This is a genomic window from uncultured Arthrobacter sp., from assembly GCF_947495145.1.
Classification (GTDB): domain Bacteria; phylum Actinomycetota; class Actinomycetes; order Actinomycetales; family Micrococcaceae; genus Arthrobacter_D.
This window is the reverse complement of the sequence record NZ_CANLXP010000011.1, coordinates 34,499-59,824: the sequence shown is the minus strand read 5'-3', so window position 1 is coordinate 59,824 and position 25,326 is coordinate 34,499. Positions and strand designations below refer to the sequence as shown.

Below are 25,326 nucleotides of genomic sequence, written 5' to 3'. Positions count from 1 at the left end.
GCTACTCCTTGACGTACGGGATGCCGCCGGCTGCCGGCGGACGGGAACGCCCAACCAGGCCGGCGACCGCGAGGATAGTCACGATGTACGGCAGCATGGCGAGGAACTGGCTTGGGACATCCGTGCCGATGATCGACAGGACAAAGCGCAGATTCGTGGCGAAGCCGAACAGCAGCGCCGCGAAGAACGCGCCGATCGGGTTCCAGCGCCCAAAGATGAGCGCGGCGAGGGCTATATAGCCCTGGCCCGCCGTCATGTCGCGGGTGAACGTGCTCACCGACACCAGCGTGAAGAATGCGCCGCCGAATCCTGCGACAGCACCGCCCAGGAGGACGTTCCAGAACCGGGTGGCGTTGACCTTGATGCCCATGGTGTCTGCGGCCTGCGGGTGCTCGCCGACGGCCCGCACGCGCAGCCCCCACTTGGTCCGGTACAGCCCGAGCCAGATGACGATGACTGCGACGTACATGAGGTAGCCGACGATGGTCTGCTGGAACAGGATGGGCCCGATGACCGGGATATCCGCAAGCAGGGGGATGCGGATGTCCGGCAGGCTCGGGGGCGAGTTGAACGTCGCCGAGTCGCGGCTCAGGAGCGTTGAGGCGAGGAACCCGGTCAGCCCGGAGACCAGCACGTTCAACACCACACCGACAATGATCTGGTTCACCAGATACTTGATGCTGAAGATTGCGAGAATCAGCGAGACCAGCACGCCCGCGAAGGCGGCCGCGAAGAGGCCGACGTACACGTTGCCCGATACCGACGCGGCGACCGCGGCCGCGAACGCCCCGGAGAGAAGCTGGCCCTCGATCGCGATGTTCACGACACCGACACGCTCGCACAGGACGCCGGACAGGGAGCCGAAGATCAGCGGAATGGCCAGCGTGACGGATCCCGCTACCAGCCCTGCGAGCGAGATGGACGGCCGATCGGCAATCCCCACCACCCAGGTGAGGAAGCCGATGACGAAGAGGACCGCGTAGGCAATCCCTGCCCAGCGGTTGATCTTTTCGCCGCGGCGGACCCGCAGATACACATAGACGGTGATAGCGATCAGGGCCAGCGCCACGATCCAACCCACCACGTTTGCGGGCAGCGCAATGTCCGCCAGCCGGAAGCGGTCGGAATCATCAGAGACCCGGAAAACGGCAGTGGTTGCCGGACCGCCGAAGGCGAAGACCAGCAGCGCCACGAGGGCTCCGAAGCCGAAGCCGATGGGCGCCTTCCAGCTCTTGCCGGTGCTTGTCGCCGGCTCAGTCACCGATCCTGCGATGCTCATGCTGCCCCTCCGGAAGCCATCTGGTTCTTGCTGCCCTTCTGCCCGTTTGACTTCTTTTTCCGGTCAATCCGGAAGATCGCCCGCACCAGTGGCGGCGCAGCGATGAAGAGGACAATGAGGGACTGCACCACGAGGACAATGTCGATCGGTGTCCCGGTGAGGGTCTGCATCTGCACCCCGCCCGCGCGGAAGGCACCGAACAGCACCCCGGCGAAGAACACTCCCCACGGGTGCGAGCGGCCCAGCAGAGCAACGGTGATCGCATCGAACCCGAAGCTCGCGGCGATACCGCTGGTCAGGACCTGCTCCGTTCCTGCCACCTGGGCAACACCGGCGAGACCGGCGAGACCGCCCGCCAGCATCATGACGACGACGTAGCCCTTGGTCACGCTGATGCCGGCAGTGCGTGCCGCGAAGGGGTTGGCGCCGACGGCGCGGAGCTCGAAGCCGACCGTTGACCGGTTGAGCAGCCACCAGACGCCGTAGGTTGCGGCGATCGCAACCAGGAAGCCGAGGTGCAGGCGGAACTGCGGGCCGAGAATCTGCGGGAACAGCGCTGTGTCGTCCAGCCGCGGGCTGATCGGATTGGCCGATCCCGGGTTCTGGAAGGACGGGGTGGTCAGCAGGTATCCCACCAGGTAGATGGCGATGTAGTTGAGCATGATGGTCACGATCACCTCATGGGCGCCGGTGCGTGCCTTCAGGATGCCGGGGATGAAGCCCCACAGCGCACCGCCCACGAACCCTGCAAGCACCACGAAGATCAGGTGCAGGCCGAAGGGCAGGTGCCAGGAGAATCCGATCCAGCCGGCGAACATGGCTCCGAGGATGATCTGCCCCTGCGCGCCGATGTTGAACAGCCCGGCCCGGAAGGCCACCGCTACGCCAAGTCCCGCGAGGATCAGCGGGGTGGCGACGGTCAGCGTTTCGGTCAGCGGGCGGAACATCAGGGCAAGGGAGTCCGCGCGCGGGTTGAACACCGCGCCCTGGAAGAGTGCCACGTAGGCGCTGCTGGCCGCTTCCCAGGCCGCCGCAAGGGTGTCACCCGGCCGGGTGAAGAAGTAGGAGGCGGCTGCAGCGACGTCCTCGTCCGTCAGCGCGATGAGGATCCCGCCGAGAATGATCGAAAGCACGACGGCGAGGATCGCCACGAGCGATGAGCCGGTGACAATGCTCTTCAAAATGCCGCGGCCGCGGTCCTCTGAATCATTGGGGGCCGGGGTGGTGTCCCCGGTCCCGGGAGCCGGCGGCGGAGCGGCAGTGTCTTCGGACGCCGCGTCAGCGTTAGTGCCCCTGTTGGCGGCGCTCATCGTTCTTCCTCCCCGGCAGCCCGGCGCCCGTCAGTGGCTGAGCTGCGCTCTCCTGGAACGGAAGCATCCTGTCCCAGCGCTTCCTCGGCTGTCATGCCCGCCATCATGAGGCCGAGCACGTCGCGGGATGTGTCACCGGGCACCACGCCCATGAGCTCTCCTCCGTGCAGGACCGCGATGCGGTCCGATAGTTCACTGATTTCATCGAGTTCGGTGGAGACGATCATGACCGGCGTTCCTGCGTCGCGCTCTGCAATGATGCGCTTGTGCAGGAACTCGATCGATCCGACGTCCACGCCGCGGGTGGGCTGCGAAGCGATGAAGAGGTTCAGGGGACGCGAGAGTTCGCGGGCCAGGACCACCTTCTGCTGGTTGCCGCCGGAGAGCGTGCTCACCGGCGCCTCAGCGCTCTGGGTCCGCACGTCGAACTCGGCGACCTTCTCCTTGGCGTTTTTGAGCACCACTGCCGGTTTCATGGCGAGTCCCTTGGCGAAGGGCGGCTCGTTGTACCAGTTCAGGATCATGTTCTCGGCGATCGAGAAACTGCCCACCAGGCCATCCACCTTGCGGTCTTCGGGGACAAAACCCACGCCCTCGCGGATGATGTCCTTGACCTTCATCCCGAGCAGTTCCTTGCCGTTCAGCTGTACTGATCCGGAAGCATGCGGGTGCAGCCCCAGGATGGCTTCGGTGAGCTCGGTCTGGCCGTTGCCCTGGACACCGGCGACGGCGAGAATCTCCCCCTTCGCGATGTCGAAGCTGATGTTGTCCACGAGGTTCTGCCCGCCGGGCCCCGGCACGGTGAGATTGCGGACCGTGAAGGTGGTCTCGCCGGGCGTGGCCGGTGCCTTGTTGAGACTGAGGCTGACCTGCCGGCCAACCATCATGGACGCCAGCTCGCCGGTGCTCGCGATCGGTTCGACGGTTCCGACGACGGCGCCCCTGCGGATTACCGTGATGACGTCGGACACTGCTTTTACTTCGCGCAGTTTGTGCGAGATGAAGACAATGGCTGTGCCGCCCGCCTTCAGCTCTTCGATGATCTGGATCAGCTCATCGGTCTCCTGCGGCGTGAGCACTGCGGTGGGCTCATCCAGGATCAGCACCTCAGCCTTGCGGACCAGCGCCTTGATGATCTCCACGCGCTGCTGCACGCCGACTGGTAGGTCCTCCACGAGGGCATCGGGATCCACGTCGAACCCGTAGCGATCGGAGATTTCGCGGATGCGTGCCCGGGTCTTGTCGAGATCCAGAATTCCGCCGGCTTTGGTGTGCTCGTCGCCGAGCGCCACGTTTTCCGCGACGGTGAACACCGGAATCAGCATGAAGTGCTGGTGCACCATTCCGATTCCCGCCGCCATCGCGTCCCCGGGGCCGCGGAAGGTGACCGGCTTTCCGTCAACCAGGATGCGCCCATCGCTCGGCTCATACAGTCCGTAGAGGACGTTCATGAGCGTCGACTTGCCGGCACCGTTCTCGCCGAGGAGGCAGTGCACCTGACCGGGGTTTACCACCAGATCGATATTGTCATTGGCAACAAGGGAACCAAACCGTTTGGTGATTCCCTGTAGTTCGAGCTTCACAACCCCAACCAACCTGTCCTTTGTGGGAGCCGGGCATGCACTCGCGGGCAGGTTTTACCCGCCCGTTCATGCTTGCTCAGCGAATACAGATTCAATCAACCGTAACGCGAACACGCCGCCCGCTCCGTGCAGGACCTTGGAACCATCCTGGGAGCGGGCGGCGCGTTCGTTGAAGGTGTTACTGGGGGCTTGACTCAGACTCGACCGTGATCTCGCCGGAGATGATGCCTGCCTTGATTTCCTCAAGTTCGGCCTGCATCTCGTCGGAGACTGCTTCCTCCTGATCGTGGAACGGGGCAAGTGCTACGCCGCCGTTCTCCAGGGTGCCGACGTACGGCTCGTTGCTGAAGTTGCCTTCGACGTCTTCGGTGATGACCTGCTCCACTGCTTCGCCCATGAGCTTCATGACGGAGCTGAGGATGTACTCGGTACCGCTTTCAACGGTCTCGAAGCCGTCCGAATCAACCCAGATCACTTTGTTGCTGCCGCCATCCGCATTGGCTTCTTCAACGGCCTCAATGGTGCCGAGGCCCACGGGTCCGGCTACCGGCATGATGATGTCGGCGCCCTCGTTGATGAAGTTTTCGGTGTTGGTCTTGCCTGCAGCCTGGTTGGAGAAGTCACCGATGAAGGTACCGGTCTTTGCTTCCTTGTCCCAGCCGAGGAGCTGGACGTCGGCGTCCTTCTGCTCGTTGTAGTAGGCAACACCGTCAGCGAAACCGTCCATGAAGATGGTTACGGTTGGGATCTGGATGCCACCGTAGGTGGCGACCTTGCCGGTCTCGGAAGTACCGGCGGCCAGGTAGCCCGCCATGAACGCTGCCTGCGCGGTGTCATAGATGATCGGCTTGACGTTCGGCAGATCGATCTGGTTGTCGTCAACAATCGCGAAGTTGGTGTCCGGATTGGCTTCCGCTGCTTCGGCCGTGGTGGCGGAGAGCAGGAACCCGACGGTGACGATCATGTCGCAACCCGAGGTGACCATGGAGTTCACGTTGGGGGTGAAGTCAGTCTCCGCCTGTGACTCTGCCTGCTGAACCTCGATGCCGAGCGACTCTTCGGCGGCCTGGATGCCCTCGTAGCTGGACTGGTTGAATGACTGGTCATCGAATCCGCCCGAATCGGAAACGATGCAACCGGTGTAGTCGGTACCTTCAGCCGCGGGATCGGATCCGCCGCCTTCCGTCTCCGCCGGCGGCGCACCGCAACCGGCGAGGAGAAGGGCCGCAGCCCCCAGTGCAGCAACGGACATGCCCGTGCGGCGCTGAATCAAGCTCCGTGAATTCTTCAATGTTCCTCCGATAAGAAGTAAGCCCACGAACAAGAGATCAATGAGTGTCCGTCTGCACTGCCCTGAAGCGGGGATACAAGCTCTGTTTTCATTGATGTTCGTAGCGCCGGTCCCGCCTCAAATTCGGGACTCGATGATGAAGCTTACTCTAACGCCGGAGTGACCGGGCACACTACCAAAGCGCCGCCCGGTTCCCACATTGTTCAAGTTTTGTTACCAATCGGTAGTTGACCTACGGGACTGCTGATGCCGGAGCGTGCTGCTGCACCTGCGAACCCTCCCACGCCTGCGCGAGGTGGGACAGGGAATCAATCCGGGAGCCGACGTCGTACGTTGTTCCCGTGATCATGAGCTCCTGGGCGCCGGTGGTCTCAACCAGCTCCTCAAGCCGCGCGATCACCTGTTCCGGTGTCCCGACCGCCTTGATGGCGGGCAGGTGCTCAAGCATCAGCTGTTCCTGGTCGGTGAGTATCCGCTGCGCTGCCTCCTCGGGCGACACGATCGGCGCCGGCCGGCCGGACCGCAGCGACAGTGCCATCACCTTCGCGGGCCCCGCGAGGTACTCGGCTTCCTCTTCGGTGGCCGCTGTCAGGGCGGAGGTGGCCAGCATCGCGTACGGCTCGGCGAGGGCGGGTGACGGCTGGAAGTTGGAACGGTAGAGGCGCAGAACCGCGGCCGGGTCCTCGTTACCGAAGTGGTGGGCGTAGCTGTACCGAAGACCGAGCATCCCGGCCAGCTGCGCCGAGTAGCCGCTTGAGCCGAGCAGCCACACATCAGGGAACGACGACGGCGCCGGCGTGGCTGCCAGCCGCATCACCCGGTCCGGGGTCCGGTTATCTCCCAACAGTGCGAGCACCTCAAGGACGTGCTGAGGGAATTCCTCTACGCCGAGTCCGTCGGTCTGCCGGCGCAGGGCGAGCGCGGTCATCTGGTCCGTGCCGGGCGCCCGGCCGATACCGACGTCTATCCGGCTCGGATGCAGCGCCTCAAGCAGGGCGAACTGCTCCGCGACGACGAAGGGCGCGTGGTTCGGAAGCATCACCCCGCCGGAGCCGACGCGGATGTGCTGGGTCTGCGCCGCAAGATGCGCGATCAGCACCGAGGGGCTGGTGGATGCGACGGAGGGCATGTTGTGGTGCTCTGCGACCCAGAAGCGGGTGAATCCAAGGGAGTCTGCTGCCTGGGCCAGCCGGGTGCTGTCGGCGAGGGCATCGGAACTGGTGCGGCCTGATCCGACGGTGGCCAGATCGAGGACGGACAGGGGTACGCGGAAATTACTTGAGCTGCTCACGCATTTGGCAACCGACAGGTGCCCCCGTACATTCCCGAGCTAGTGGCGCAGTCCGAGGACGGCACGCATGGCAGCCGCCGCCATCACCCGGACGCCGCACCCGATGGCCTGCTCGTCCGGGCGGTAGTCGCCGCGGTGCAGGTCGTAGGTCTCACCGCCGGGAGTGCGCGTGCCGAGCCGCATCATGGCACCGGAGACCTTCTGGGTCATCCAGGCGAAATCCTCACCGCCCATGGACTGCGGGGTGAGAACAACCGAGTCAGGGCCCAGTTCCGCCCGGGCTGCAGCCTCGATCAGGCCTGTCTCGAGTTCGGTGTTCACTACCGGAGGTACTCCCCGGATGTGCTCGATCTTCACGTCCACACCGAACGGGGCCGCAAGCTGCCGCACGGTTTCATCCATCAGGTCACCGGCTGCTTCCCATGCCTCGCCGTCGAGGCAGCGCATGGTGCCGGACAGGAAGCCGTGCGCGGGGATGGCATTGGGGGCAGACCCAGCGTGCATCTGGCCCCACACCACGGAGACGGCACTGCGCACGTCGATGCGGCGCGACAGGACCGCGGGCACGTTGGCCGCGATGTGGGCCATCGCGAACACCAGGTCCTCGGTGAGGTGCGGGCGGGAGGTATGCCCGCCGCGTCCGCTCAGCTCGACCCGAACGGTGTCCGAGGCGGAGGTGATGGCACCGATGCGGGTGCCAACGAGGCCGACGTCGATGCGCGGATCGCAGTGCAGGGCGAGGATGCGGGGCACCTCGTTCAGTACACCCTGGGAAATCACATCCAGCGCTCCGCCGGGCATCGTCTCCTCTGCCGGCTGGAAGATGACCCGTACTCGACCGTTGAGCGGAGTTTCGGCGTCGATCTTGGCCAGTACCAGCGCAACGCCCAGCATCACGCTGGTATGGATGTCATGGCCGCACGCGTGAGCAATGCCCGTCGAGGTGGAAGCGTAAGGCAGGCCGGTCTCCTCGAGAATCGGCAACGCGTCGATATCAGCCCGGAGACCGATCCGGATGTCGCCCTCACCGACGTCCACGAAGAGCCCGGTGTCCTGAAGCCGCTTCGGCTTCAGTCCGGCCGCTTCCAACCGCTCGACGAGTTGGTCGGTGGTGCGGTACTCCTTGTGGGACAGCTCCGGGTGGGCGTGAAGATCACGGCGAAACCTCGTCAGCTCATCCAGCAGCGGAGCGGCCCACACGCCGATCTGTGGGACCACGGGAGCTTCGGGAGGAGTTTTCTGCACTGCACCAGCGTAACGAACCTGCAGGCGGCCGCCCGAAACCTGCGTCATTGAGCGACGCGCGAGGCCCAAGTTGTAAGCGTAGAGAGGACGTCGGCGCTTAGAGGACGTCGACGTCTCCGCTGGCGCGCAGCGAGTCCACTGCCTTCTTCACTTCCTGGGCATGTTCCTTGGTGGTCACCAGAAGCGCGTCGGGAGTGTCCACAATGACGACGTCGTCAATTCCGATCAGCGCAATCACACGCTTGGTATCGGACACCACGATCCCTGAGGCATTCTCAGAGAAGACGCGGGCGCCCTCCCCCATGACGGTGAGTTCGCTGTTCTCCATGGCAGGGTTCAGACGGCCGATGGCGGCGAAGTCACCGACGTCGTCCCAGCTGAAGTTGCCGGGGATCATGGCCACGTCGCCGGCGGCGGCAGCCGGCTCGGCGACCGCATAGTCGATCGCGATCTTCGGCAGGGTGGGCCACACGCGCCGGGCGACCTCGTTGCGGGACCGGGTGTCCCACGCTGCAGCGATCTCCATGAGCCCGGCATAGAGCAGGGGCTCATTCGCTTCGAGGTGCTTGAGCATCAGCGCGACCGGCGCCACGAACATGCCTGCGTTCCAGCTGTACTTTCCGCTGTCGATGTACTCGCGGGCGACTGCTACGGAAGGCTTCTCCACAAACTCGATGACCGAGTGGGCGTTGGGAGCATCGGCGACATTCAGCGCGTCCCCTGCGCGGATATAACCGAAGCCGGTTGACGGGTGCGTCGGAAGGATGCCGATGGTCACGATGTAACCTTCGGCGGCGGTGTGAACGGCCTCGCGGACGGCCGCCTGGAAATTCTCAACGGGCGCGATGACGTGATCCGCTGCGAACGACCCCATGATGATGTCCGGATCCCGGTGGTACAGGATCGCGGCGGCGAGGCCGATCGCCGCGCCGGAATCTTTCGGTTCGCTCTCGAGAACCAGGTCCGAGTCCTTCAACTCGCCAAGCTGGGACAGCACGGCGAGACGGTGCGCCTTGCCCGTGACCACCATGATCCGCTTGCCGCTCAGCGGCTGCAGCCGTTCGTAGGTGGCACGGATCAGGGTGCTGCCGGAGCCGGTCAGGTCATGCAGGAACTTCGGGGCAGCTGCACGGGACAGCGGCCAGAGGCGCGTGCCGGTTCCGCCTGCGGGAATCACACCGTAGAAGCGGTCCAGGGGGCTAGGCTCATGAGTACTCATCGCTCCCACATTAACCCAGCAGGAACGCAGGGCAACAACGGCCCGTATCAGCTCACTGTTAACAAGGTCACAGCGTAGGGCGTCCTAAATTGAACACCCCGACGGCCGAGCCTAGATTAGTCTTGTGGAAAGAGTGCTCTCGCGGGGCGACATTCCAGCGTGGAAGACGCGCTAACGCCTCCGCGACACAGGGAGGTTTTTCAGTGTCGAAGACACCAGCAGGCACCCTCTACCGCGGCCGCGAAGGCCAGTGGTCCTGGGTTGCGCATCGTATTACCGGCGTCGTGATCTTTTTCTTCCTACTGGTGCATGTGCTCGACACCTCGCTGGTGCGGGTATCTCCCGAGGCATATGACGCTGTCATCGAGTCCTACAAGAACCCCATCATGGGTCTCGGGGAGCTCGGACTGGTAGGCGCAATCGTCTTTCACGCCTTCAACGGCCTCCGCGTCGTCCTCGTGGACTTCTGGAAAAAGGGTCCCAAGTACCAGCGGCAAATGCTGTGGGGCGTCGTCGGGCTCTGGGCCGTAGTCATGATCGCCTTCTCCATCCGCCATCTCTCTGTTGTTTTCGGAGGTCACTAAACCATGGCTGCTCCCATCGTCGAATCTCCCCGCTCCGGTCGCATTTCGCCGCAGTACCGTCGCAGCGGAGGATCCAGAGGCAACTTCGAAATGTTCGCTTGGCTTTTCATGCGGCTCTCCGGCGTTGTCCTGGTGGTGCTCATCTTCGTCCATCTGTACATGAACCTGATCGACGGCGAGGGCATCGAAGGCGTTGACTTCGGTTTCGTCGCGGGCAAGTGGGCGGACCCGCTCTGGCAGGTCTGGGACCTCGTGATGCTCTGGCTCGCCATGCTGCACGGAACCAACGGTGTCCGCGTCATCATCAATGACTACGCGGAGAAGGATTCCACCCGGTTCTGGTTCAAGAGCGTCCTGTACGTTTCCACGGTCGTGATCGTTGTACTCGGCACCCTGGTGATCTTCACCTTCGACCCCTGCCCGGTGGTCAACGGCGTTCCGCACGTCGCCGACTACTGCCCGGCGCCGTAGATTCCGGCGCCCCAGCTACCAGGCGACTAGCCGCGCAGGTAACCGATTCGGCTAGAAACATCGCTAGTTCCAACAGAAAGAGCACAGTATGCAGGTCCATAAGTACGACGTCGTTATTGTGGGCGCAGGTGGCGCCGGCATGCGCGCCGCGATCGAATCCGGCCAGCGCGCAAGGACGGCTGTACTGACCAAGCTCTACCCCACCCGTTCACACACGGGTGCGGCGCAGGGCGGCATGTGCGCCGCACTCGCCAACGTCGAGGAAGACAACTGGGAATGGCACACCTTCGACACCGTGAAGGGCGGCGACTACCTGGTTGACCAGGACGCCGCCGAGGTCATGGCGAAGGAAGCAATCGACGCCGTGCTGGACCTCGAAAAGATGGGCCTGCCGTTCAACCGCACGCCCGAGGGCCGCATCGATCAGCGCCGGTTCGGCGGTCACACCCGGGACCACGGCAAGGCTCCGGTACGCCGGGCCTGCTACGCGGCAGACCGCACCGGTCACATGATCCTCCAGACGCTGTACCAGAACTGCGTCAAGCACAACGTCGAGTTCTACAACGAGTACTACGTCCTCGACATGCTGACGGTCGATGAGGAAGTGACCGTCGACGGGGTAACCCGCATCCAGAAGCGCGTTGCCGGCGTCGTCTCCTATGACCTCGCTACCGGTGAACTGCACGTGTTCCAAGCCAAGTCCGTCGTATTCGCTTCCGGCGGCGTCGGCAAGGTCTTCAAGACCACATCCAACGCGCACACCCTGACCGGCGACGGTATGGGCATCGCCTTCCGCCGCGGTATCCCCCTCGAGGACATGGAGTTCTTCCAGTTCCATCCCACCGGCCTGGCCGGGCTGGGGATCCTGCTCTCCGAGGCAGCCCGCGGTGAGGGCGCGATCCTGCGCAACTCCGAGGGCGAGCGCTTCATGGAGCGGTACGCTCCCACCATCAAGGACCTCGCTCCCCGCGACATCGTGGCGCGGTCCATGGCCAATGAAGTACGTGAAGGCCGCGGTGCAGGGCCCAACAAGGACTACGTCCTGCTGGACCTGACCCACCTCGAGCCCGCGCACATCGACGCGAAGCTGCCGGACATCACCGAGTTTGCCCGCACCTACCTGGGTGTGGAGCCGTATACCGAGCCGGTACCCGTGTTCCCGACGGCGCACTACGCGATGGGCGGAATCCCCACCAACATCAAGGCTGAGGTACTGCAGGACAACAACACCGTTGTTCCCGGCCTGTACGCCGCCGGCGAGGTGGCCTGTGTATCCGTGCACGGCTCCAACCGTCTCGGAACCAACTCGCTGCTGGACATCAACGTGTTCGGCAAGCGTGCCGGAATCGCGGCGGCGGAGTACGCCGCCACCGCCGAGTTCGTCGAGATTCCGGACAACCCGCTGGTGGAAACCGAGCGCCTCCTGGACACCATGCGCAGCTCGGAAGGCGGCGAGCGTGTCGCCCAGATCCGACAGGAGCTGCAGGACGTCATGGACGCCAACGTCCAGGTGTTCCGCACCGAGCAGACCCTGAAGGAAGCCCTTGAGGTGATCGACAAGCTCGAGGAGCGCTACACCCGCGTCACTGTCCAGGACAAGGGCAAGCGGTTCAACCTGGACCTGCTGGAAGCCGTTGAACTCGGCTTCCTGCTGGACATGGCGAAGGTCATGACTGCTGCCGCGCTGCACCGCAAGGAGTCACGCGGCGGCCACTTCCGCGAGGACTACCCCGAGCGTGACGACGAGAATTTCATGACCCATTCCATGGCCTACAAGGATCCCTCCGCTACTGAAACCAGCGGCGTGCGCCTTGAGACCAAACCGGTAGTCTTCACCCGTTACCAGCCCATGGAGCGTAAGTACTGATGAGCACCCCAACAGTCGAAAAAGAACCGGCCTCGAAGGTCGACCTCGCACCCGGCGTCGGCGGCGGCGGTGAGATTCCCACCTTCGATGTCACCCTGAAGGTGCGGCGCTACAACCCCGAGGTCTCCGATGAGGCGCACTGGGACGAGTGGAAACTCACCATGTACGGCACAGACCGAGTGCTGGACGCCCTGCATAAGGTGAAGTGGGAGCACGACGGCACTGTGTCGTTCCGCCGCTCCTGCGCCCACGGAGTGTGCGGCTCCGACGCCATGCGTATCAACGGCCGCAACCGGCTTGCCTGCAAGACCCTGTTGAAAGACCTCGATACCTCCAAGCCCATCCTGGTTGAACCCATCAAGGGCTTGCCGGTGGAGAAGGACCTCATCGTCGACATGGAGCCGTTCTTCCAGTCGTACCGCGAGATCATGCCGTTCCTCGTGAGCCGCGGCCATGAGCCCACTCGCGAGCGACTGCAGTCCGCTGAGGAGCGTGAGCGGTTCGATGACACCACCAAGTGCATCCTGTGCGCTGCGTGCACCTCGTCCTGCCCGGTCTTCTGGACCGACGGCCAGTACTTCGGACCGGCAGCGATCGTCAACGCGCACCGCTTCATTTTCGACTCACGCGATGACGCCGGAGACATGCGCCTCGAAATCCTCAACGACAAAGAGGGCGTGTGGCGCTGCCGCACCACCTTCAACTGCACCGAGGCGTGCCCGCGCGGCATACAGGTGACCCAGGCGATCGCCGAGGTCAAGCAGGCCATTCTGTCGCGCAAGGTCTAGCAGTACCGGGAGATTTCTTCGGCGCAGTAACACGGCGCGCGGCTACCGATTGGGAGCCGCGCGCCGTCGTCGTTTTGGGAAGGTTTGCGCAGCTGAGACGGGTCCACCTGCTGGCGAACCCGCGTCAGGTGCCCGAAAGTTCCGAGGTCTTCGCCGCCGCCCTGCTGCGCTGGCGCAGGGAACGGGCACGGCCGCCTCGGGTCCTGGAACGGGCGGATTGGGCATCGGCCGCACCGATAGCCCCCCACGCCGTCGCCACCAGGTAGACCTGGCTCAGCAGGAAGAACCAGACGAACAGGCCGAGGATGACCGCGAAGGGTGCAAGCAACGGGTTACGGTCGACGCCGCCCAGCAGCAGGGTGCTGAAAGTGCGCAGGACGGTGCTTCCCACTCCTGCGATGAGCGCGGACTGAAGCAGAACTGTACGCGGCATCTGGATGGCCGACGCCGAACGGAAAAGAATTACGGCGACGACGGTGTCCAGCAGCAGGGTGACCGCAATCCCTGCGATCTGGGTGAGGGGCCGCGCTGCGTCGCTCAGGCCAAGGAACTGGAGCGCCAAGTCAAGGACGGTATTGGCGACCAGCCCTACCACTGTGGTGACCACCAGCGCCACCGCGAGGACTAGCAGGATTCCAAGGTCCTTGAGCTTGATCAGGATGGGGTTGCCCTGCACGGCCGGCAAATCGAAGATGCCGCGCATCCCTTCACGCACGCCACCGATCCAACCGAGCGCGGTCAGCAGCATTGCGACTGACGAAATGACCAGCGCGATTCCCAGGCCAGTCTCGATGTTGAACAGCTGGTCGGCAGTAGCGAACCCCGTGGCAGTGCCGTCTTCTCCGTCCGTGTCGATCAGGCCGGGGGTAGTGGAGTCGACAGCACGCACAATGAGTTCCTGCAGCCGGGTATCCCCCGCAATGATCAGGCCCAATGTCGAGAACCCCACCACGAGCAGGGCAGCGACGGCGAAGAACATGTTGTAGGCAATGCCCGCGGCCATGAGCGGTCCATGCCGCTGGGTGTAGAGCTGGAAGGCGCGCATTGGACGGAAAGCGTTTAGCTTGGCCAGCAGATACTGGAGTGTAGCCAGGAGAACGGGTACTCCGCCGCCCTTCTCCCGCCGGGTCCGGCCGAGGTCGCGGCGGGCGTGCAGGACTGCGAGCTTGAGCTTCATCCGCTCCGTGGGTAACGGTGGATCAGGCGCCTGGTTCTTCGCCTGCGGCAGCGTTCTGACCAAAAGTGAGTTCTTCCCGTAGTTTCCAGACACCCGTGACGTCGTGCTCGTACAGTCCCATGGTACGTACAGTGAAGGACGCCTCGAAGTCGCCGAGCTGCGCTTCGGCCGAGTCCATGTTCGCTTCGCTGACATCGTGGGCGACCGTGACGTGCGGGTGGAACGGGAACTCAAGGTTCCGTGCGAGTGGGCCGGCCTGCAGCCGCCGGTGCAGTTCCACACAGGAATCGAAGCCCTCGGTCACGTTGACGAAGACCACAGGGGTGAGCGGACGGAACGTGCCGGTGCTTTTCAGCGTCACCGTGAAGGAACATTGCGCAGCGGCGACTTCGCGCACGTGCGCAATGGTCGACGGCCAGTCGGTTGCGGGGGTGGTGGTGATCAGCGTGATGTGCGGTGGGACAAGAGCAGCCATCGGGTCACCGAAGGAGGCACGCCAGCGTTCCAGTTCACCGGCGATGGGCTCCGGGATGGCGATGACCACTCCCACGAGCTTGCCCTCAACAGCACGCCGGCCCACTACGTAGGTCGGTTGGCGCTGCTCGGTATCGCTGACGGGGTGGCTCATGATCCTAGAAGGCACCGGCCGGTCCGCTGCTGCGCGCTGGAAGGAAACCTACTTTGGAGTACACATCTGCCAGCGTAACCGACGCGATTTCCCGTGCCTTTTCCGCGCCTACGGCCAACAGCCGGTCCAGCTCTGCCGGATCATTGAGCAGCTCCAGCGCCCGTTCCCGAACGGGCGCCAGGCTCTCGACCACGACATCCGCCAGCTCGACCTTCAGGTGCCCGTACATGCGGCCCTCAAAGTGACCGACGGCGTCTTCCAGGCTCTTTCCGGTCAGCAGTGAGTAGATGGAGAGCAGATTGGAGACGCCCGGCTTCTCCTCGCGGTCGAAGCGGATCTCCGTGCCGTCGTCCGTGACCGCAGACTTGATGCGCTTCGCGGTGACTTTCGGCTCGTCCATGATGTTGATGAGGCCGGCCGCGGAGCTCGCCGACTTCGACATTTTGGCCGTTGGATTCTGCAGATCGTAGATCTTGGCGGATTCCTTCTGAATGAACGGCTTTGGCACTACGAACGTCTCACCGAAGCGCGTGTTGAACCGCTGCGCGAGATCCCGGCTCAGCTCGATGTGCTGGCGCTGATCCTCCCCGACAGGCACACCTTCCGGCTGGTACAGCAGGATGTCCGCAGCCTGCAGGATCGGGTAGGTGAACAGGCCAACGGACGTGGAATCGGCGCCCTGCTTCAGCGACTTGTCCTTGAACTGGGTCATGCGCGAAGCCTCGCCGAAGCCGGTGATGCAGTTCAGCACCCAGGCCAGCTGCGCGTGCTCCGGTACCTGGGACTGCACGAAGAGCGTGCACCTGTCCACGTCCACGCCGCCGGCGATGTACTGGGCGGCTGTCAGCCGCGTACGTGCCGCGAGCTCCGCAGGATCCTGCGGCACGGTAATCGCGTGCAGATCCGGGATGAAGTAGATCGCGTCATAGGAGTCCTGCATCTGCACCCATTGCACGAGGGCACCGAGGTAGTTCCCGAGGTGGAGGGAACTGCCCGAAGGCTGCATCCCGGACAGTACCCGCTGGCAGGCTGGAGTGGAGGAAGTCATATCAGTCCTGGGGTTGTAAGAGCCGGTAGTCGACGACGAGCGGTGCGTGATCCGAGAAACGCGCTTCCCATGAGTGCGCCCGGTCAACGACGGCGGTTGTAGCGGCCGCTGCCAGCTCGGGGGTGGCGAGATGGTAGTCGATGCGCCAGCCGGCGTCGTTGTCGAATGCCTTGCCGCGCCAGGACCACCAGGTGTAGGGGCCGTCCACCTCTCCGGCGAGATCCCGATGGACGTCAACCCACCCGACGGCGTCGCTGAAGAAGTGGTCGAAGTAGGCGCGCTCCTCGGGAAGGAAACCTGCCTTCTTCAGGTTGCCCTTCCAGTTCCGGATGTCACGGGTGGTGTGTCCGACATTCAGGTCTCCAACCACCAGCGCATGGTCACGTGTACCGCGCAGCTCCGTCAGGCGGGCGGACATCAGGTCGAGGAACCGGTACTTGTCCTGCTGCTGCGGCGAGTCGGCCTCCCCCGAATGCACATAGGCACTTACGACGCTGAGCGTGGTCCCGTCCAGATCGAAATCGGCTTCAACCCAGCGGCCGGCGGCGGCGAAGTATTCGTCGCCGATGTGCTCGCGCGTTTCAGTTGGCTCAAGGCGTGATGCAACGGCGACGCCTGCACGGCCCTTTGCCGCTGCCTCGGCGTGCAGGATGTGCCATGAGTCGCCAAGGAGATCGCGTACCACCGTATCCGGCGCCCGCACTTCCTGAAGGCACAGAATGTCGATCTCCCTGCCCTCGAGCCACTCCTGCATCCCCCGCCGGTACGCGGCACGGATTCCGTTCACGTTCACGGTGGCAATACGAAGTGCTTCGGGGTGTTTGCTGCTTGTCAGGGTTGGTACCGAATTCACCCGATCAACCTTACCGGAGCGCTAGTCTACGACGGTGCCCTCGACGGGGCCGTCGTCGTTGTTTTTCATCATGCTGCGCGCATTGTGCGAGGTGATCTCGATGGTTTCGATGGCGCGGTCCACCACGCCCTGGTCCTTGCCCAGATGATCGCGAATGACGCGCGCCTGAACCTGGACGATCTTGAAGCTGTGGTCCAGCTTTTCATCCCGCATGGCGGAGCTGGTGCCGGCCGGCCCCCTGCCTGCCATGCCGCCGCCGGCAGTCCTGTTGAACTCGTCGATCCGGGCGCTGGCCTTCCGAGCCGCGGAGCGCACCGTGAAGACCACAAAGCTGAAAACCAGCAGCCAGCCAAGGGAGATGATGACGACAAGCCAGCCGACGACGTCGTTCTCATTGGCCGCGAAGACCACGGCCACGAGGAACACCACCAACATGATGGCCATCCCCACGCCGCCCATGCGCAGGCTCAGGCCCTTGCCCGCGGTTTTTCCAGAAGTTCCCAGTGGTTGCATACACCCATTGTCGCAAACCCGGAGTGCGGTCACGGCTGCTTCCACCACCGGCGAAAAGGCACTTCAACGGCCTGCTGACCGGGCGTCGGAAAAAATAGTCTGACTCACACCCATCCGTGACGCAAACCACCCCGAACTAGGATCATGCGTACCCTTTCCGGTGCGCGCCCCATTCGCACTATGGAGGAATCATGAACAAGAAAGCTCTTTTCGCAATCCCCACGCTCGCTATGGGTTTGCTCGCAATGAGCGGCGCTCCCGCCATGGCTGACCACGCGACCGGCTACTACTCCTCGACCCTCGGTCAGCTGAACGGCACCACTGGTACCGGCAGCATCACAGTTGATGTGAAGGGCACACAGGCAACTGTGAACCTTGAGGTTTCCGGCCTGGCTGAGACCTTCATGGGCGGACCCTACCCGCACGTTCAGCACCTCCACGGCCTCGCAATGGGCACCTGCCCCACCCCGGCCGATGATGAGAACGGCGACGGCATCGTCAGCGTCACCGAAGGAGCCGACCGCTACGGCGCGATCCAGACCACCCTCTCGACCAGCGGCGACACCAGCCCCGCTGCCGGTCTTGATCTTGCCCTCGGCGGCCAGGGCGGCTCCTACACCATTTCCCGGACGTTCGAACTGAACCAGGAAACCCAGGACGCGCTTGATGCCGGCACCGCCGTCGTCGTTGTCCACGGTCTTGACCCCGCCACCGCAGGCGTCAGCGAAGAGGTGTTCAACTCCCCGAGTGACCTGAACCCGGATCTGCCGTTGGGCGCAACCTCACCGGCACTGTGTGGCACCCTGGTTGCTTCCCAAATGGGCGCTATGCCTGAGGGTGGCGCTGATACCGGTGTTGAGCAGCAGACCGGCTCCAACCTGGGCATGATCGCCCTCGGTGGTGGCCTCGTTCTGGCTGCAGCTGCCGGCGGCACCTACGCTGTCCGTCGCTCGACCACCAAGTAGGGACTGATCTGATCCCATGATCAGCTCCAACTCCGGCCGCCGCAGAAGCCTTGCAGCTTCTGCGGCGGCCGCCCTGCTGATACTGACCGGTTGCGGCACCTCCGGCCCCGGCCAGACAGCGCAGCCACCCACGACGACGGCGCCCTCCGCCTCAGCGCCGGCGTCACCGAGAGCGTCCCCCGGAGCAGGCGCCTCAACTCCGCCCGCCGCGGAACCTACTCCCGCTGCTTCGCTCCCGCCGGTGCTCGAAGCCTCCGAACCGCTCTCCTTCTCGATTCCGTCGATCGGCGCCGGTTCAGAACTGCTCTCGCTCGGTCTTCGGGAGAACGGCTCCCTCGAGGTACCGCCCGACGGGCCGGGCGCACCCGCCAGCTGGTACAACCAGTCCCCCAGTCCCGGCGAACGCGGACCGGCTGTCCTGCTCGGTCACGTCAACGCAACCGGCGGCGGGCCCGGAGTGTTCGCTGACCTGCGCAGCCTGAAGGCCGGTGACCGGATAGAGGTGCAGCGGGCCGATGGATCAACGGCCACTTTCGAGGTGGAGCGCGGGGAGCAGTATCCGAAAGACAACTTCCCCACCGCTACCGTCTACGGATACACGCCCGGCGCCGAACTTCGCCTCATCACCTGCGACGGCTACGATCCGGCAACCGGGCTCTTCGACGACAACTACGTGGTCTTCGCGAAACTCGTCGTCTGACTCGTGGCTATTCTGGCGGAAGTCCTCCCCCGATGCCGTCGAGCATGCGGTCCTCGCTAGGGCTGCGATCCCGTCAGGATTTCCGGGCCCGTTTCGGTGATTGCCACCGTGTGTTCGGCGTGGGCGGTGCGGCCGCCATTTGCACTGCGCAGCGTCCAGCCGTCCGGATCGATGACCAGCTGTTTGGTGCCGACCATCGCCCACGGTTCAATCGCCAGCAGCAAGCCGGGCCGGAGCGTGTAGCCCCTGCCTGGCCGGCCGATGTTTGAGATGTGCGGGTCCTGGTGCATCGTGCTGCCCACGCCGTGCCCACCGAACTCGGTGTTGACCTCGTAGCCGGCATCGGTGAGGACCGACCCGATGGCGTAGGAGATGTCACCGATCTTGTTGCCCGGCTGTGCTGCCTCAATCCCGGCCGACAGCGCCGCCGTCGTGGTATCAATCAGGTGCTGGTCCTGCTCAGTGACCGGACGCCCCACGATGAAGCTGATAGCCGCGTCGGCTACCCAGCCGCCCCGTTCCACAGCGAAGTCGAGGGTGAGCAGGTCACCTTCCCGGAGCGCATAGTCGTGTGGCAGGCCGTGCAGCACCGCGTCATTCACCGACGTGCAGATAACTTTGCCGAAGGGTCCGCGACCAAAAGAGGGCGCGTAGTCGACGTAGCAGGAACGTGCTCCGGCCTCTTCGATCAACGCCCATGCCCAGGTGTCGAGCTCCAGCAGGTTGGTGCCGGGTACGGTGCGTTGCTTCAGCGACTGCAGCACCCGCGCCACCAGCCGGCCCGCCGGCCGGGCAGCCTCGATTTCGCGGGCCGTGAGAATTTCGATCATCAATGCCTTCGGTTCAGGGAATGCTTCAGGACGAGACGCCGCCAGGAGACCTCACCCGTCCCCGTCCCCGGCAGATGTCACCAGGACACGAGGCAGAACGGGTGCCCTGCGGGGTCCAGATACACCCTAAACGTTCCTGTTCCGGAGTTCATGCCTGTTGCTCCGAGCGCCAGCACCTGCTCCTCCGCCACGTCGAGATCATCCACCCGGACATCCAGGTGCACCTGCTGCGGCAGGTCCTGACCCGGCCATTTGGGCGGCGTGTACCCCTCGACCTGCTGGAAGGCCAGCGCCGGACGGTCCGGAGCGTCCCCAATGGTGATCCACCCGTTGTCATCATGCTGGACGCGGATCATGCCCAGCAGGTCCTCATAGAAGGACGCCAGCTGGTCTGTATTTGAGCAGTCGAAGACGGTTGCGTGCCATTTCCCGATCATTGCTCAAGTATCTGCCGAAGCTCGCCCCGGCGGTAGGCATTCGCGGACATCTTCTGTCCTTGCCCGTTCCTACTTCAGGAACAGCTTCCGCAGGCGCAGGGTGGTCAGCACCATGCCGACGAGGATCATGACCAGGTAGTAGATGATGTGGATTGCGGTCGCCGGAGTGAAGATTCCCACGCTGAGCTGGCGGAGCAGCTCAACCCCGTGCCAGAGCGGAAGCGCCTGAATGAACCACTGGATGCCCTGCGGGTACACGCTCAACGGGTAGAAAGTGGCGGAGAACAGGAACATGGGCAGCATGACGAAGTTGATCCAGTCCATCTGCTGGAAGGTCTTCATGTAGCTGGTGATGCCCATGCCGAACGAGGCGAACCCGAAGGCGATCAGCACCGACGCGGGCACCATCAGCAGCGCCCACGGCGTGGTGATCAGCCCCATCATCCCCATCACCGCAGTGAAGCCCGTCGCGTACAGGGCTCCGCGCAGCAACGCGAGGAAGATCTCGCCAATCGCAACATCCAACGGGCCCAGCGAGGTGTAGAGCATGCCCTGGTACAGCTTCGCGAAGTTCATCTTGAAGAACACGTTCCAGGTGGAGTCGTAGACCGCGCCGTTCATCGCGGAGACCGCGAGAAGCGCCGGCGCAATATAGGCGGCGTAGCTGATCTCACCTCCGCCGGGGCCGACGACGGTGCCCACCAGGGCGCCGAGGCCCACACCCATCGAGATGAGGTAGAGCACCGGCTCGAAGAAACCGGACACCATGATCAGCCAGTTGCTGCTCTTGGTTGCGCGCAGGCCGCGGGCGATGACGGCTTTCGCATTCCGCGCGTACAGCGCGCTGAACGGGCGGTCCTTAACCTGGACCCGGTAGTCCTCTTCGGTCAGTATGTTGCTCACTTGCCCAGCCTCCGTTCGTAGACGCGGCGGGCCAGGACCCAGCCGAGCAGTGCCAGCCCCACGAGATAGAGGACGTGAATCGCGGTGAGCCAAAGCGGTTCGGCGTATCCGTAGGTCAGCAGCCGTCCGAGCTCGGTGCCGTGCCACAGCGGCGAAATCCAACCGATCCAGCGCAGGAAAACGGGGAGTGTCTCGAGCGGGAAGAAGGTGCCCGAGAACAGGAACAGCGGCGTCACGATGAAGCGCATGACCAGGGCGAACTGTCCTTTGTCTTCGGTGATGCTTGCCGAATAGGCCATCAGCGGGAGACCGAAGGAGAGCCCGCACACAACCGCAACGAGAATGGCCAACGAACCCCAGGCCGAGGGCGATGCTCCAAACAGCGCGACGATCCCGAAGTAGATGACGGACATCAAAAACAGCCGGATGGCAATGGCAATGATGTAGCCGTTGACGATCTGGTGGACGCCCAGCGGGGATGCATGCGGCCCGTAGTACACGCGCCGCCATTTGAACCCGTCCATCACGGGGTACGTGAACTCGGTGGCAGCCGCCATGATGGTCGCCGAAGACAGGAGCGCGGGCGCAATGAAAGCCAGGTAGCTGACTCCGCCGAACGCGCTTTGGGCGCTGTTGCTGTCCACCAGCGTGGCCAGGCCCACCCCCATCGCGAACAGGTACATCACCGGGTTGCCCACGCTGTAGGCCAGCAGCGTCCAGCGATAGCCGTTCATCACCTTGAGTGCATGCTCGGCGTAGTACCAGGATCCGAACTTGCGGGCGCGCTCAGCCGAAATCTTTGGCGAGTGGGCAGCGGGGACGGGAGGCGCCGTCGTCGTCGTTTGTGCTGTCGCCGGCTGCGCCGCCGCTTTCTGGCCCGGTGCGGGTTGATCCGGGGTGCCGGTGTGCTGGCTAGTCAACGAGGCTCCTGCCGGTCAGGCGCAGGAAGACGTCCTCGAGGGAGGATCGGCGCACGAGGGACGTGATGGGGTGCAGACCGCGGGCGGTGACCTTCTCAAGGGCGGACTCGCCGTCGTGCGTGTAGATCAGCACCCGATCAGGCAGGGGTTCCAGGCGGTCGCCGATCCCGGCCAGATCCGCTGCAACGGTGGTGTTTCTTTCGGAGCCGAAGCGGAGTTCAAGCACTTCGCGGGTTGAGTGCTCGCGGATGAGGCTGGCGGGGGAACCCTCGGCCATGATCTGTCCCTTGTCGACGACGACGAGGCGGTCGCAGAGCTGTTCCGCCTCGTCCATGTAATGGGTCGTGAGGATCAGGGTAACGCCGGACTCCTTCAGACGGAACAGGCGGTCCCAGAGGATGTGCCGGGCCTGTGGATCGAGCCCGGTGGTGGGCTCGTCGAGGAGGAGGATCTTCGGCTCGTTGATCAGCGAGCGCGCGATGGTCAGGCGCCGCTTCATGCCGCCGGACAGCGAATCGACCTTTGCCTTCGCCTTGTCTGTGAGCTGCGCGAATTCGAGCAGCTCATCCGCTTTCGGTTTGAGGTAGCTCATGGGCAGCCCGAAGTAGCGGCCGTAGACCAGTAGGTTGTCGCGTACGCGCAGTTCCTCGTCCAGGTTGTCCTGCTGCGGCACCACGCCGAGGTGCGCGCGGACTTCCGGGCCATACTGCTCTGGATCGAGTCCCATGATGGTGAGCTTCCCCGAGGTGCGCTGGGAGACGCCGCCGATCATCCTCATGGTGGTCGACTTGCCGGCGCCGTTGGGACCGAGCAGGCCGAAGGATTCACCTGCGGGTACGTCGAAGGAAATGCCGTCGACGGCGGCGAAGTTCCCGTAGTGCTTGGTCAGCCGGTCAGCAGAGATGACGTAGTTCGGGATAGTTTGGTTGGGCACCAGAACAGCCTAGAGGAACTGTCTGATTGGCAAAAGACAATCAGTGCGTGTCGAGGACACTTCCTGTCCGCATCAGCCTGCCTGGCGCTCCGCGATCAGCCCGCCTGGCGCTCCGCGGCCTCGACCACATTGGCCAGGAGCATTGCCCGGGTCATGGGTCCCACTCCTCCCGGGTTGGGCGAAAGCCAGCCCGCGACGTCGGCAGCGTCCTTGGCGACATCACCGCGCAGGGTGGCCTTGCCGGTGTCCGGATCGATAACGCGGGTCACGCCGACGTCGAGGACAATGGCGCCCGGCTTGAGGTGCTCCGCCGTGATCATGCCGGGCATGCCTACGGCTGCAATAACGACGTCGGCCTCGCTGAGGTGCCGTGGCAGGTCTGCTGTGCCGGTATGGGCCAGTGTGACCGTCGCGTTGATCGCACGGCGGGTGAGCAGCAGCCCGAGCGGCCGGCCCACCGTCACGCCGCGTCCCACCACGAGCACGTTCTTGCCCTTGAGGTGGATGTCATGGCGCAGCAGCAACTCGACAATGCCGTGCGGAGTACACGGCAGGGGCGAATCCATGCGGGCGTTGACATTCAGGACGAGCTTTCCGAGGTTTGTCGGGTGCAGCCCGTCGGCATCCTTCTCTGGTGCCATCCGTTCGAGGATGGAGTGCGCGTCGATGTGGGCAGGAAGTGGCAACTGGACGATGTAGCCGGTGGTGGCGTCGTCGTCGTTCAGCTCATCAATGACCTTTTCCAGGTCCTCCTGGGTGATGTCTCCCGGGAGGTCGCGGCGGATCGAATTGATGCCCACCTGCTCGCAGTCTCGGTGCTTCCCGGCAACGTAGGACCGGCTCCCGGGATCGTCACCCACCAGCACAGTACCGAGCCCGGGGGTGATGCCCTGGGTCTTCAGGGCGCTGACGCGCTCAGTCAACTCGCTGCGGATTGCGGCGGCGGTTACCTTGCCGTCAAGAATCTGTGCGCTCATCTAAGCGGCTCCTTTGTTGAGCTGTTCTTTGTCCAGCTCCTCGAGCAAAAACGCCTTGCCGCGCTCACAGCACCCTGTGAAACAGCACTCGGCCGTGGGGATTTCGTAATCGTCCGAGCGGGCTGCCGCCGACTCCAACGCGCCCGGTGGGAGGTCTTCTACCATTCCTCGTGTCCGGGGTAGAGCGGGAAATCGGCAGCGAGGCGTGATACACGGGCACGCAGGGATTCGACGTCGGCTCCGGGCTTGAGCACGGCGGCGATGATCTCGCCCACCTCGATGAACTCGGTGGCGCCGAAGCCGCGGGTGGCCAGTGCCGGCGTGCCGATGCGCAGGCCGGAGGTGACCATCGGCGGGCGGGGGTCGTTCGGAACAGCGTTGCGGTTGACGGTGATGCCGACCGAGTGCAGGAGGTCTTCCGCCTGCTGGCCGTCGAGCTCCGAGTTGCGGAGGTCGACGAGCACGAGGTGCACGTCGGTACCGCCGGTCAGGACGGACACGCCGTGCTCGGTGACGTCGTTGCCCATGAGGCGCTCGGCGATGATGCGGGCACCCTCGAGAACGCGCTCCTGGCGCTCCTTGAACTCTTCCGAGCCGGCAATCTTGAAGGCAGTGGCCTTGGCGGCGATGACGTGCATGAGCGGGCCGCCCTGCTGGCCCGGGAAGACGTTCGAGTTCAGCTTCTTCGCCCACTCCTGCTTGGCGAGGATCACGCCCGAGCGCGGACCCGAGAGGGTCTTGTGCACGGTGGAGGTGACGACGTCGGAATGCGGGACGGGGCTCGGGTGTAGGTCTGCGGCCACGAGACCGGCGAAGTGGGCCATGTCGGTCCAGAGCAGGGCGCCCACCTCGTCTGCGATGGACCGGAACGCTGCGAAGTCCAGGTGACGGGGGTAGGCGGACCAGCCGGCGATGATGACCTGCGGCTTTTCGGCAATGGCCTGCTCGCGGACCCGGTCCATGTCGAGGCGGTGGGTGTCGTTCTCCACGCCGTAGGCGGCGACTTCATAGAGCTTGCCCGAGAAGTTCAGCTTCATGCCGTGGGTCAGGTGGCCGCCGTGAGCCAGCGAGAGGCCCATGATCTTTTCGCCCGGCTTGATCATTGCGGCGAGGGCTGCAGCGTTTGCCTGCGCACCCGAGTGCGGCTGGACGTTGGCGTACTCAGCGCCGAAGAGGGCCTTGACGCGCTCGATAGCCAGGCTCTCCGCAACGTCCACGTGCTCGCAGCCGCCATAGTAGCGGCGGCCCGGGTAACCCTCGGCATACTTGTTGGTGAGGACCGAGCCCTGCGCTTCGAGGACCGAGCGCGGTGCGAAGTTCTCAGAGGCGATCATCTCGAGGGTGTCGCGCTGGCGGGCAAGCTCATTGTTGAGGACCGCGGCAATTTCCGGGTCCACCTCAGACAGCGGCGCGTTGGTGACGGATTGGGTCACAGAGGGAGGGGATGAAGTCACGGGAGGCTCCTGGTGAAGGGGTGAGCGTTCTACAGGTCAGGCTACCTGTTGACCCGGGT

The 25,326-nt window shown here is 64.1% G+C and carries 25 protein-coding genes; 6 read left to right on the top strand and 19 right to left on the bottom strand.

Going from position 1 to position 25,326, the window contains the following annotated elements; translation table 11 throughout:
• Window position 1: 1 nt before the first annotated feature.
• The 7 genes from Q0877_RS10205 to Q0877_RS10175 form a co-directional block, all read right to left on the bottom strand.
• Complete coding sequence (locus Q0877_RS10205; RefSeq protein ID WP_299167411.1) at window positions 2–1,279, bottom strand: ABC transporter permease; 1,278 nt, start codon at window positions 1,277–1,279, stop codon at window positions 2–4.
• A complete protein-coding gene (locus tag Q0877_RS10200) occupies window positions 1,276–2,589 on the bottom strand; it encodes an ABC transporter permease (RefSeq protein WP_299167410.1) in 1,314 nt (437 codons plus the stop codon). Before Q0877_RS10200 ends, Q0877_RS10205 begins: the two co-directional genes overlap by 4 nt.
• Entirely contained in the window at window positions 2,586–4,172 is a 1,587-nt protein-coding gene (locus Q0877_RS10195; RefSeq protein ID WP_299167409.1) for an ABC transporter ATP-binding protein, read from the bottom strand. Before Q0877_RS10195 ends, Q0877_RS10200 begins: the two co-directional genes overlap by 4 nt.
• A gap of 178 nt (window positions 4,173–4,350) precedes the next feature.
• Window positions 4,351–5,463, bottom strand: coding sequence for a BMP family protein (locus Q0877_RS10190; protein ID WP_299167407.1), 1,113 nt, complete (start codon window positions 5,461–5,463; stop codon window positions 4,351–4,353).
• A gap of 232 nt (window positions 5,464–5,695) precedes the next feature.
• Window positions 5,696–6,754 (bottom strand): LLM class flavin-dependent oxidoreductase, encoded by a 1,059-nt coding sequence (locus tag Q0877_RS10185; RefSeq protein WP_299167406.1) that lies wholly within the window; start codon window positions 6,752–6,754, stop codon window positions 5,696–5,698.
• A 39-nt stretch (window positions 6,755–6,793) separates the two neighbouring features.
• A complete protein-coding gene (locus tag Q0877_RS10180) occupies window positions 6,794–7,999 on the bottom strand; it encodes an amidohydrolase (protein ID WP_299167404.1) in 1,206 nt (401 codons plus the stop codon).
• A gap of 97 nt (window positions 8,000–8,096) precedes the next feature.
• Complete coding sequence (locus Q0877_RS10175) at window positions 8,097–9,218, bottom strand: mannose-1-phosphate guanylyltransferase (protein WP_299167402.1); 1,122 nt, start codon at window positions 9,216–9,218, stop codon at window positions 8,097–8,099.
• A 203-nt stretch (window positions 9,219–9,421) separates the two neighbouring features.
• Here Q0877_RS10175 and sdhC point away from each other — a divergent pair, with 203 nt between their 5' ends.
• From sdhC to Q0877_RS10155, 4 genes are all read left to right on the top strand, one after another.
• Window positions 9,422–9,802, top strand: a complete 381-nt coding sequence (gene sdhC, locus Q0877_RS10170; protein WP_299167401.1) for a succinate dehydrogenase, cytochrome b556 subunit — start codon at window positions 9,422–9,424, stop codon at window positions 9,800–9,802.
• Window positions 9,803–9,805: 3 nt separating this feature from the next.
• Window positions 9,806–10,273, top strand: a complete 468-nt coding sequence (locus Q0877_RS10165; protein ID WP_299167400.1) for a succinate dehydrogenase hydrophobic membrane anchor subunit — start codon at window positions 9,806–9,808, stop codon at window positions 10,271–10,273.
• Window positions 10,274–10,361: 88 nt separating this feature from the next.
• Entirely contained in the window at window positions 10,362–12,140 is a 1,779-nt protein-coding gene (gene sdhA / locus Q0877_RS10160; RefSeq protein ID WP_299167399.1) for a succinate dehydrogenase flavoprotein subunit, read from the top strand.
• Entirely contained in the window at window positions 12,140–12,928 is a 789-nt protein-coding gene (locus Q0877_RS10155) for a succinate dehydrogenase iron-sulfur subunit (protein ID WP_299167397.1), read from the top strand. Before sdhA ends, Q0877_RS10155 begins: the two co-directional genes overlap by 1 nt.
• Window positions 12,929–13,052: 124 nt before the next feature.
• Here Q0877_RS10155 and Q0877_RS10150 read toward each other — a convergent pair whose 3' ends face one another.
• The 5 genes from Q0877_RS10150 to Q0877_RS10130 are packed head-to-tail and all read right to left on the bottom strand — an operon-like array spanning window position 13,053 to window position 17,147.
• Window positions 13,053–14,105: a YihY/virulence factor BrkB family protein gene (locus tag Q0877_RS10150; RefSeq protein ID WP_299167396.1), complete on the bottom strand. Its 1,053-nt coding sequence runs from the start codon at window positions 14,103–14,105 to the stop codon at window positions 13,053–13,055.
• A gap of 22 nt (window positions 14,106–14,127) precedes the next feature.
• Window positions 14,128–14,733, bottom strand: a complete 606-nt coding sequence (locus tag Q0877_RS10145) for a 2'-5' RNA ligase family protein (protein ID WP_299167395.1) — start codon at window positions 14,731–14,733, stop codon at window positions 14,128–14,130.
• 4 nt (window positions 14,734–14,737) lie between these two features.
• Complete coding sequence (gene trpS, locus Q0877_RS10140; RefSeq protein ID WP_299167394.1) at window positions 14,738–15,781, bottom strand: tryptophan--tRNA ligase; 1,044 nt, start codon at window positions 15,779–15,781, stop codon at window positions 14,738–14,740.
• Window position 15,782: 1 nt separating this feature from the next.
• Entirely contained in the window at window positions 15,783–16,616 is an 834-nt protein-coding gene (locus tag Q0877_RS10135; RefSeq protein ID WP_299167472.1) for an exodeoxyribonuclease III, read from the bottom strand.
• A 39-nt stretch (window positions 16,617–16,655) separates the two neighbouring features.
• Window positions 16,656–17,147: a hypothetical protein gene (locus Q0877_RS10130; RefSeq protein ID WP_299167392.1), complete on the bottom strand. Its 492-nt coding sequence runs from the start codon at window positions 17,145–17,147 to the stop codon at window positions 16,656–16,658.
• A 191-nt stretch (window positions 17,148–17,338) separates the two neighbouring features.
• Between Q0877_RS10130 and Q0877_RS10125 the strand changes: the two genes are divergently transcribed.
• Together Q0877_RS10125 and Q0877_RS10120 are read left to right on the top strand one after the other, a co-directional pair.
• Window positions 17,339–18,112, top strand: a complete 774-nt coding sequence (locus Q0877_RS10125; protein ID WP_299167391.1) for a CHRD domain-containing protein — start codon at window positions 17,339–17,341, stop codon at window positions 18,110–18,112.
• 16 nt (window positions 18,113–18,128) lie between these two features.
• The gene (locus Q0877_RS10120; protein WP_299167390.1) at window positions 18,129–18,812 is read left to right on the top strand and encodes a class F sortase; all 684 of its coding nucleotides are present in this window, start codon (window positions 18,129–18,131) and stop codon (window positions 18,810–18,812) included.
• Window positions 18,813–18,868: 56 nt separating this feature from the next.
• On the opposite strand, the gene map is transcribed toward Q0877_RS10120, so the two are convergent.
• The 7 genes from map to glyA form a co-directional block, all read right to left on the bottom strand.
• A complete protein-coding gene (gene map, locus Q0877_RS10115) occupies window positions 18,869–19,642 on the bottom strand; it encodes a type I methionyl aminopeptidase (RefSeq protein ID WP_299167389.1) in 774 nt (257 codons plus the stop codon).
• A gap of 77 nt (window positions 19,643–19,719) precedes the next feature.
• The gene (locus tag Q0877_RS10110) at window positions 19,720–20,079 is read right to left on the bottom strand and encodes a VOC family protein (RefSeq protein ID WP_299167388.1); all 360 of its coding nucleotides are present in this window, start codon (window positions 20,077–20,079) and stop codon (window positions 19,720–19,722) included.
• A gap of 69 nt (window positions 20,080–20,148) precedes the next feature.
• The gene (locus Q0877_RS10105; RefSeq protein WP_299167470.1) at window positions 20,149–20,973 is read right to left on the bottom strand and encodes an ABC transporter permease; all 825 of its coding nucleotides are present in this window, start codon (window positions 20,971–20,973) and stop codon (window positions 20,149–20,151) included.
• A gap of 5 nt (window positions 20,974–20,978) precedes the next feature.
• Window positions 20,979–21,779, bottom strand: a complete 801-nt coding sequence (locus tag Q0877_RS10100) for an ABC transporter permease (RefSeq protein WP_299167468.1) — start codon at window positions 21,777–21,779, stop codon at window positions 20,979–20,981.
• A 115-nt stretch (window positions 21,780–21,894) separates the two neighbouring features.
• Entirely contained in the window at window positions 21,895–22,836 is a 942-nt protein-coding gene (locus Q0877_RS10095) for an ABC transporter ATP-binding protein (protein ID WP_299167387.1), read from the bottom strand.
• Between the two features lie 95 nt (window positions 22,837–22,931).
• Window positions 22,932–23,813, bottom strand: coding sequence for a bifunctional methylenetetrahydrofolate dehydrogenase/methenyltetrahydrofolate cyclohydrolase (locus Q0877_RS10090; protein ID WP_299167386.1), 882 nt, complete (start codon window positions 23,811–23,813; stop codon window positions 22,932–22,934).
• Between the two features lie 158 nt (window positions 23,814–23,971).
• The gene (glyA, locus tag Q0877_RS10085) at window positions 23,972–25,267 is read right to left on the bottom strand and encodes a serine hydroxymethyltransferase (protein WP_299167385.1); all 1,296 of its coding nucleotides are present in this window, start codon (window positions 25,265–25,267) and stop codon (window positions 23,972–23,974) included.
• Window positions 25,268–25,326: the final 59 nt, after the last annotated feature.

Bases quoted from the DNA above. Each gene is read 5' to 3' on its own strand.
- Q0877_RS10130 (WP_299167392.1), bottom strand. From the start codon at position 17,147: ATGCAACCACTGGGAACTTCTGGAAAAACCGCGGGCAAGGGCCTGAGC.
- sdhA (WP_299167399.1), top strand. From the start codon at position 10,362: ATGCAGGTCCATAAGTACGACGTCGTTATTGTGGGCGCAGGTGGCGCC.
- Q0877_RS10145 (WP_299167395.1), bottom strand. From the start codon at position 14,733: ATGAGCCACCCCGTCAGCGATACCGAGCAGCGCCAACCGACCTACGTA.
- map (WP_299167389.1), bottom strand. From the start codon at position 19,642: ATGATCGAAATTCTCACGGCCCGCGAAATCGAGGCTGCCCGGCCGGCG.
- Q0877_RS10090 (WP_299167386.1), bottom strand. From the start codon at position 23,813: ATGAGCGCACAGATTCTTGACGGCAAGGTAACCGCCGCCGCAATCCGC.
- Q0877_RS10175 (WP_299167402.1), bottom strand. From the start codon at position 9,218: ATGAGTACTCATGAGCCTAGCCCCCTGGACCGCTTCTACGGTGTGATT.
- Q0877_RS10125 (WP_299167391.1), top strand. From the start codon at position 17,339: ATGAACAAGAAAGCTCTTTTCGCAATCCCCACGCTCGCTATGGGTTTG.
- trpS (WP_299167394.1), bottom strand. From the start codon at position 15,781: ATGACTTCCTCCACTCCAGCCTGCCAGCGGGTACTGTCCGGGATGCAG.
- Q0877_RS10110 (WP_299167388.1), bottom strand. From the start codon at position 20,079: ATGATCGGGAAATGGCACGCAACCGTCTTCGACTGCTCAAATACAGAC.
- Q0877_RS10205 (WP_299167411.1), bottom strand. From the start codon at position 1,279: ATGAGCATCGCAGGATCGGTGACTGAGCCGGCGACAAGCACCGGCAAG.
- Q0877_RS10120 (WP_299167390.1), top strand. From the start codon at position 18,129: ATGATCAGCTCCAACTCCGGCCGCCGCAGAAGCCTTGCAGCTTCTGCG.
- Q0877_RS10150 (WP_299167396.1), bottom strand. From the start codon at position 14,105: ATGAAGCTCAAGCTCGCAGTCCTGCACGCCCGCCGCGACCTCGGCCGG.
- Q0877_RS10200 (WP_299167410.1), bottom strand. From the start codon at position 2,589: ATGAGCGCCGCCAACAGGGGCACTAACGCTGACGCGGCGTCCGAAGAC.
- Q0877_RS10165 (WP_299167400.1), top strand. From the start codon at position 9,806: ATGGCTGCTCCCATCGTCGAATCTCCCCGCTCCGGTCGCATTTCGCCG.
- Q0877_RS10155 (WP_299167397.1), top strand. From the start codon at position 12,140: ATGAGCACCCCAACAGTCGAAAAAGAACCGGCCTCGAAGGTCGACCTC.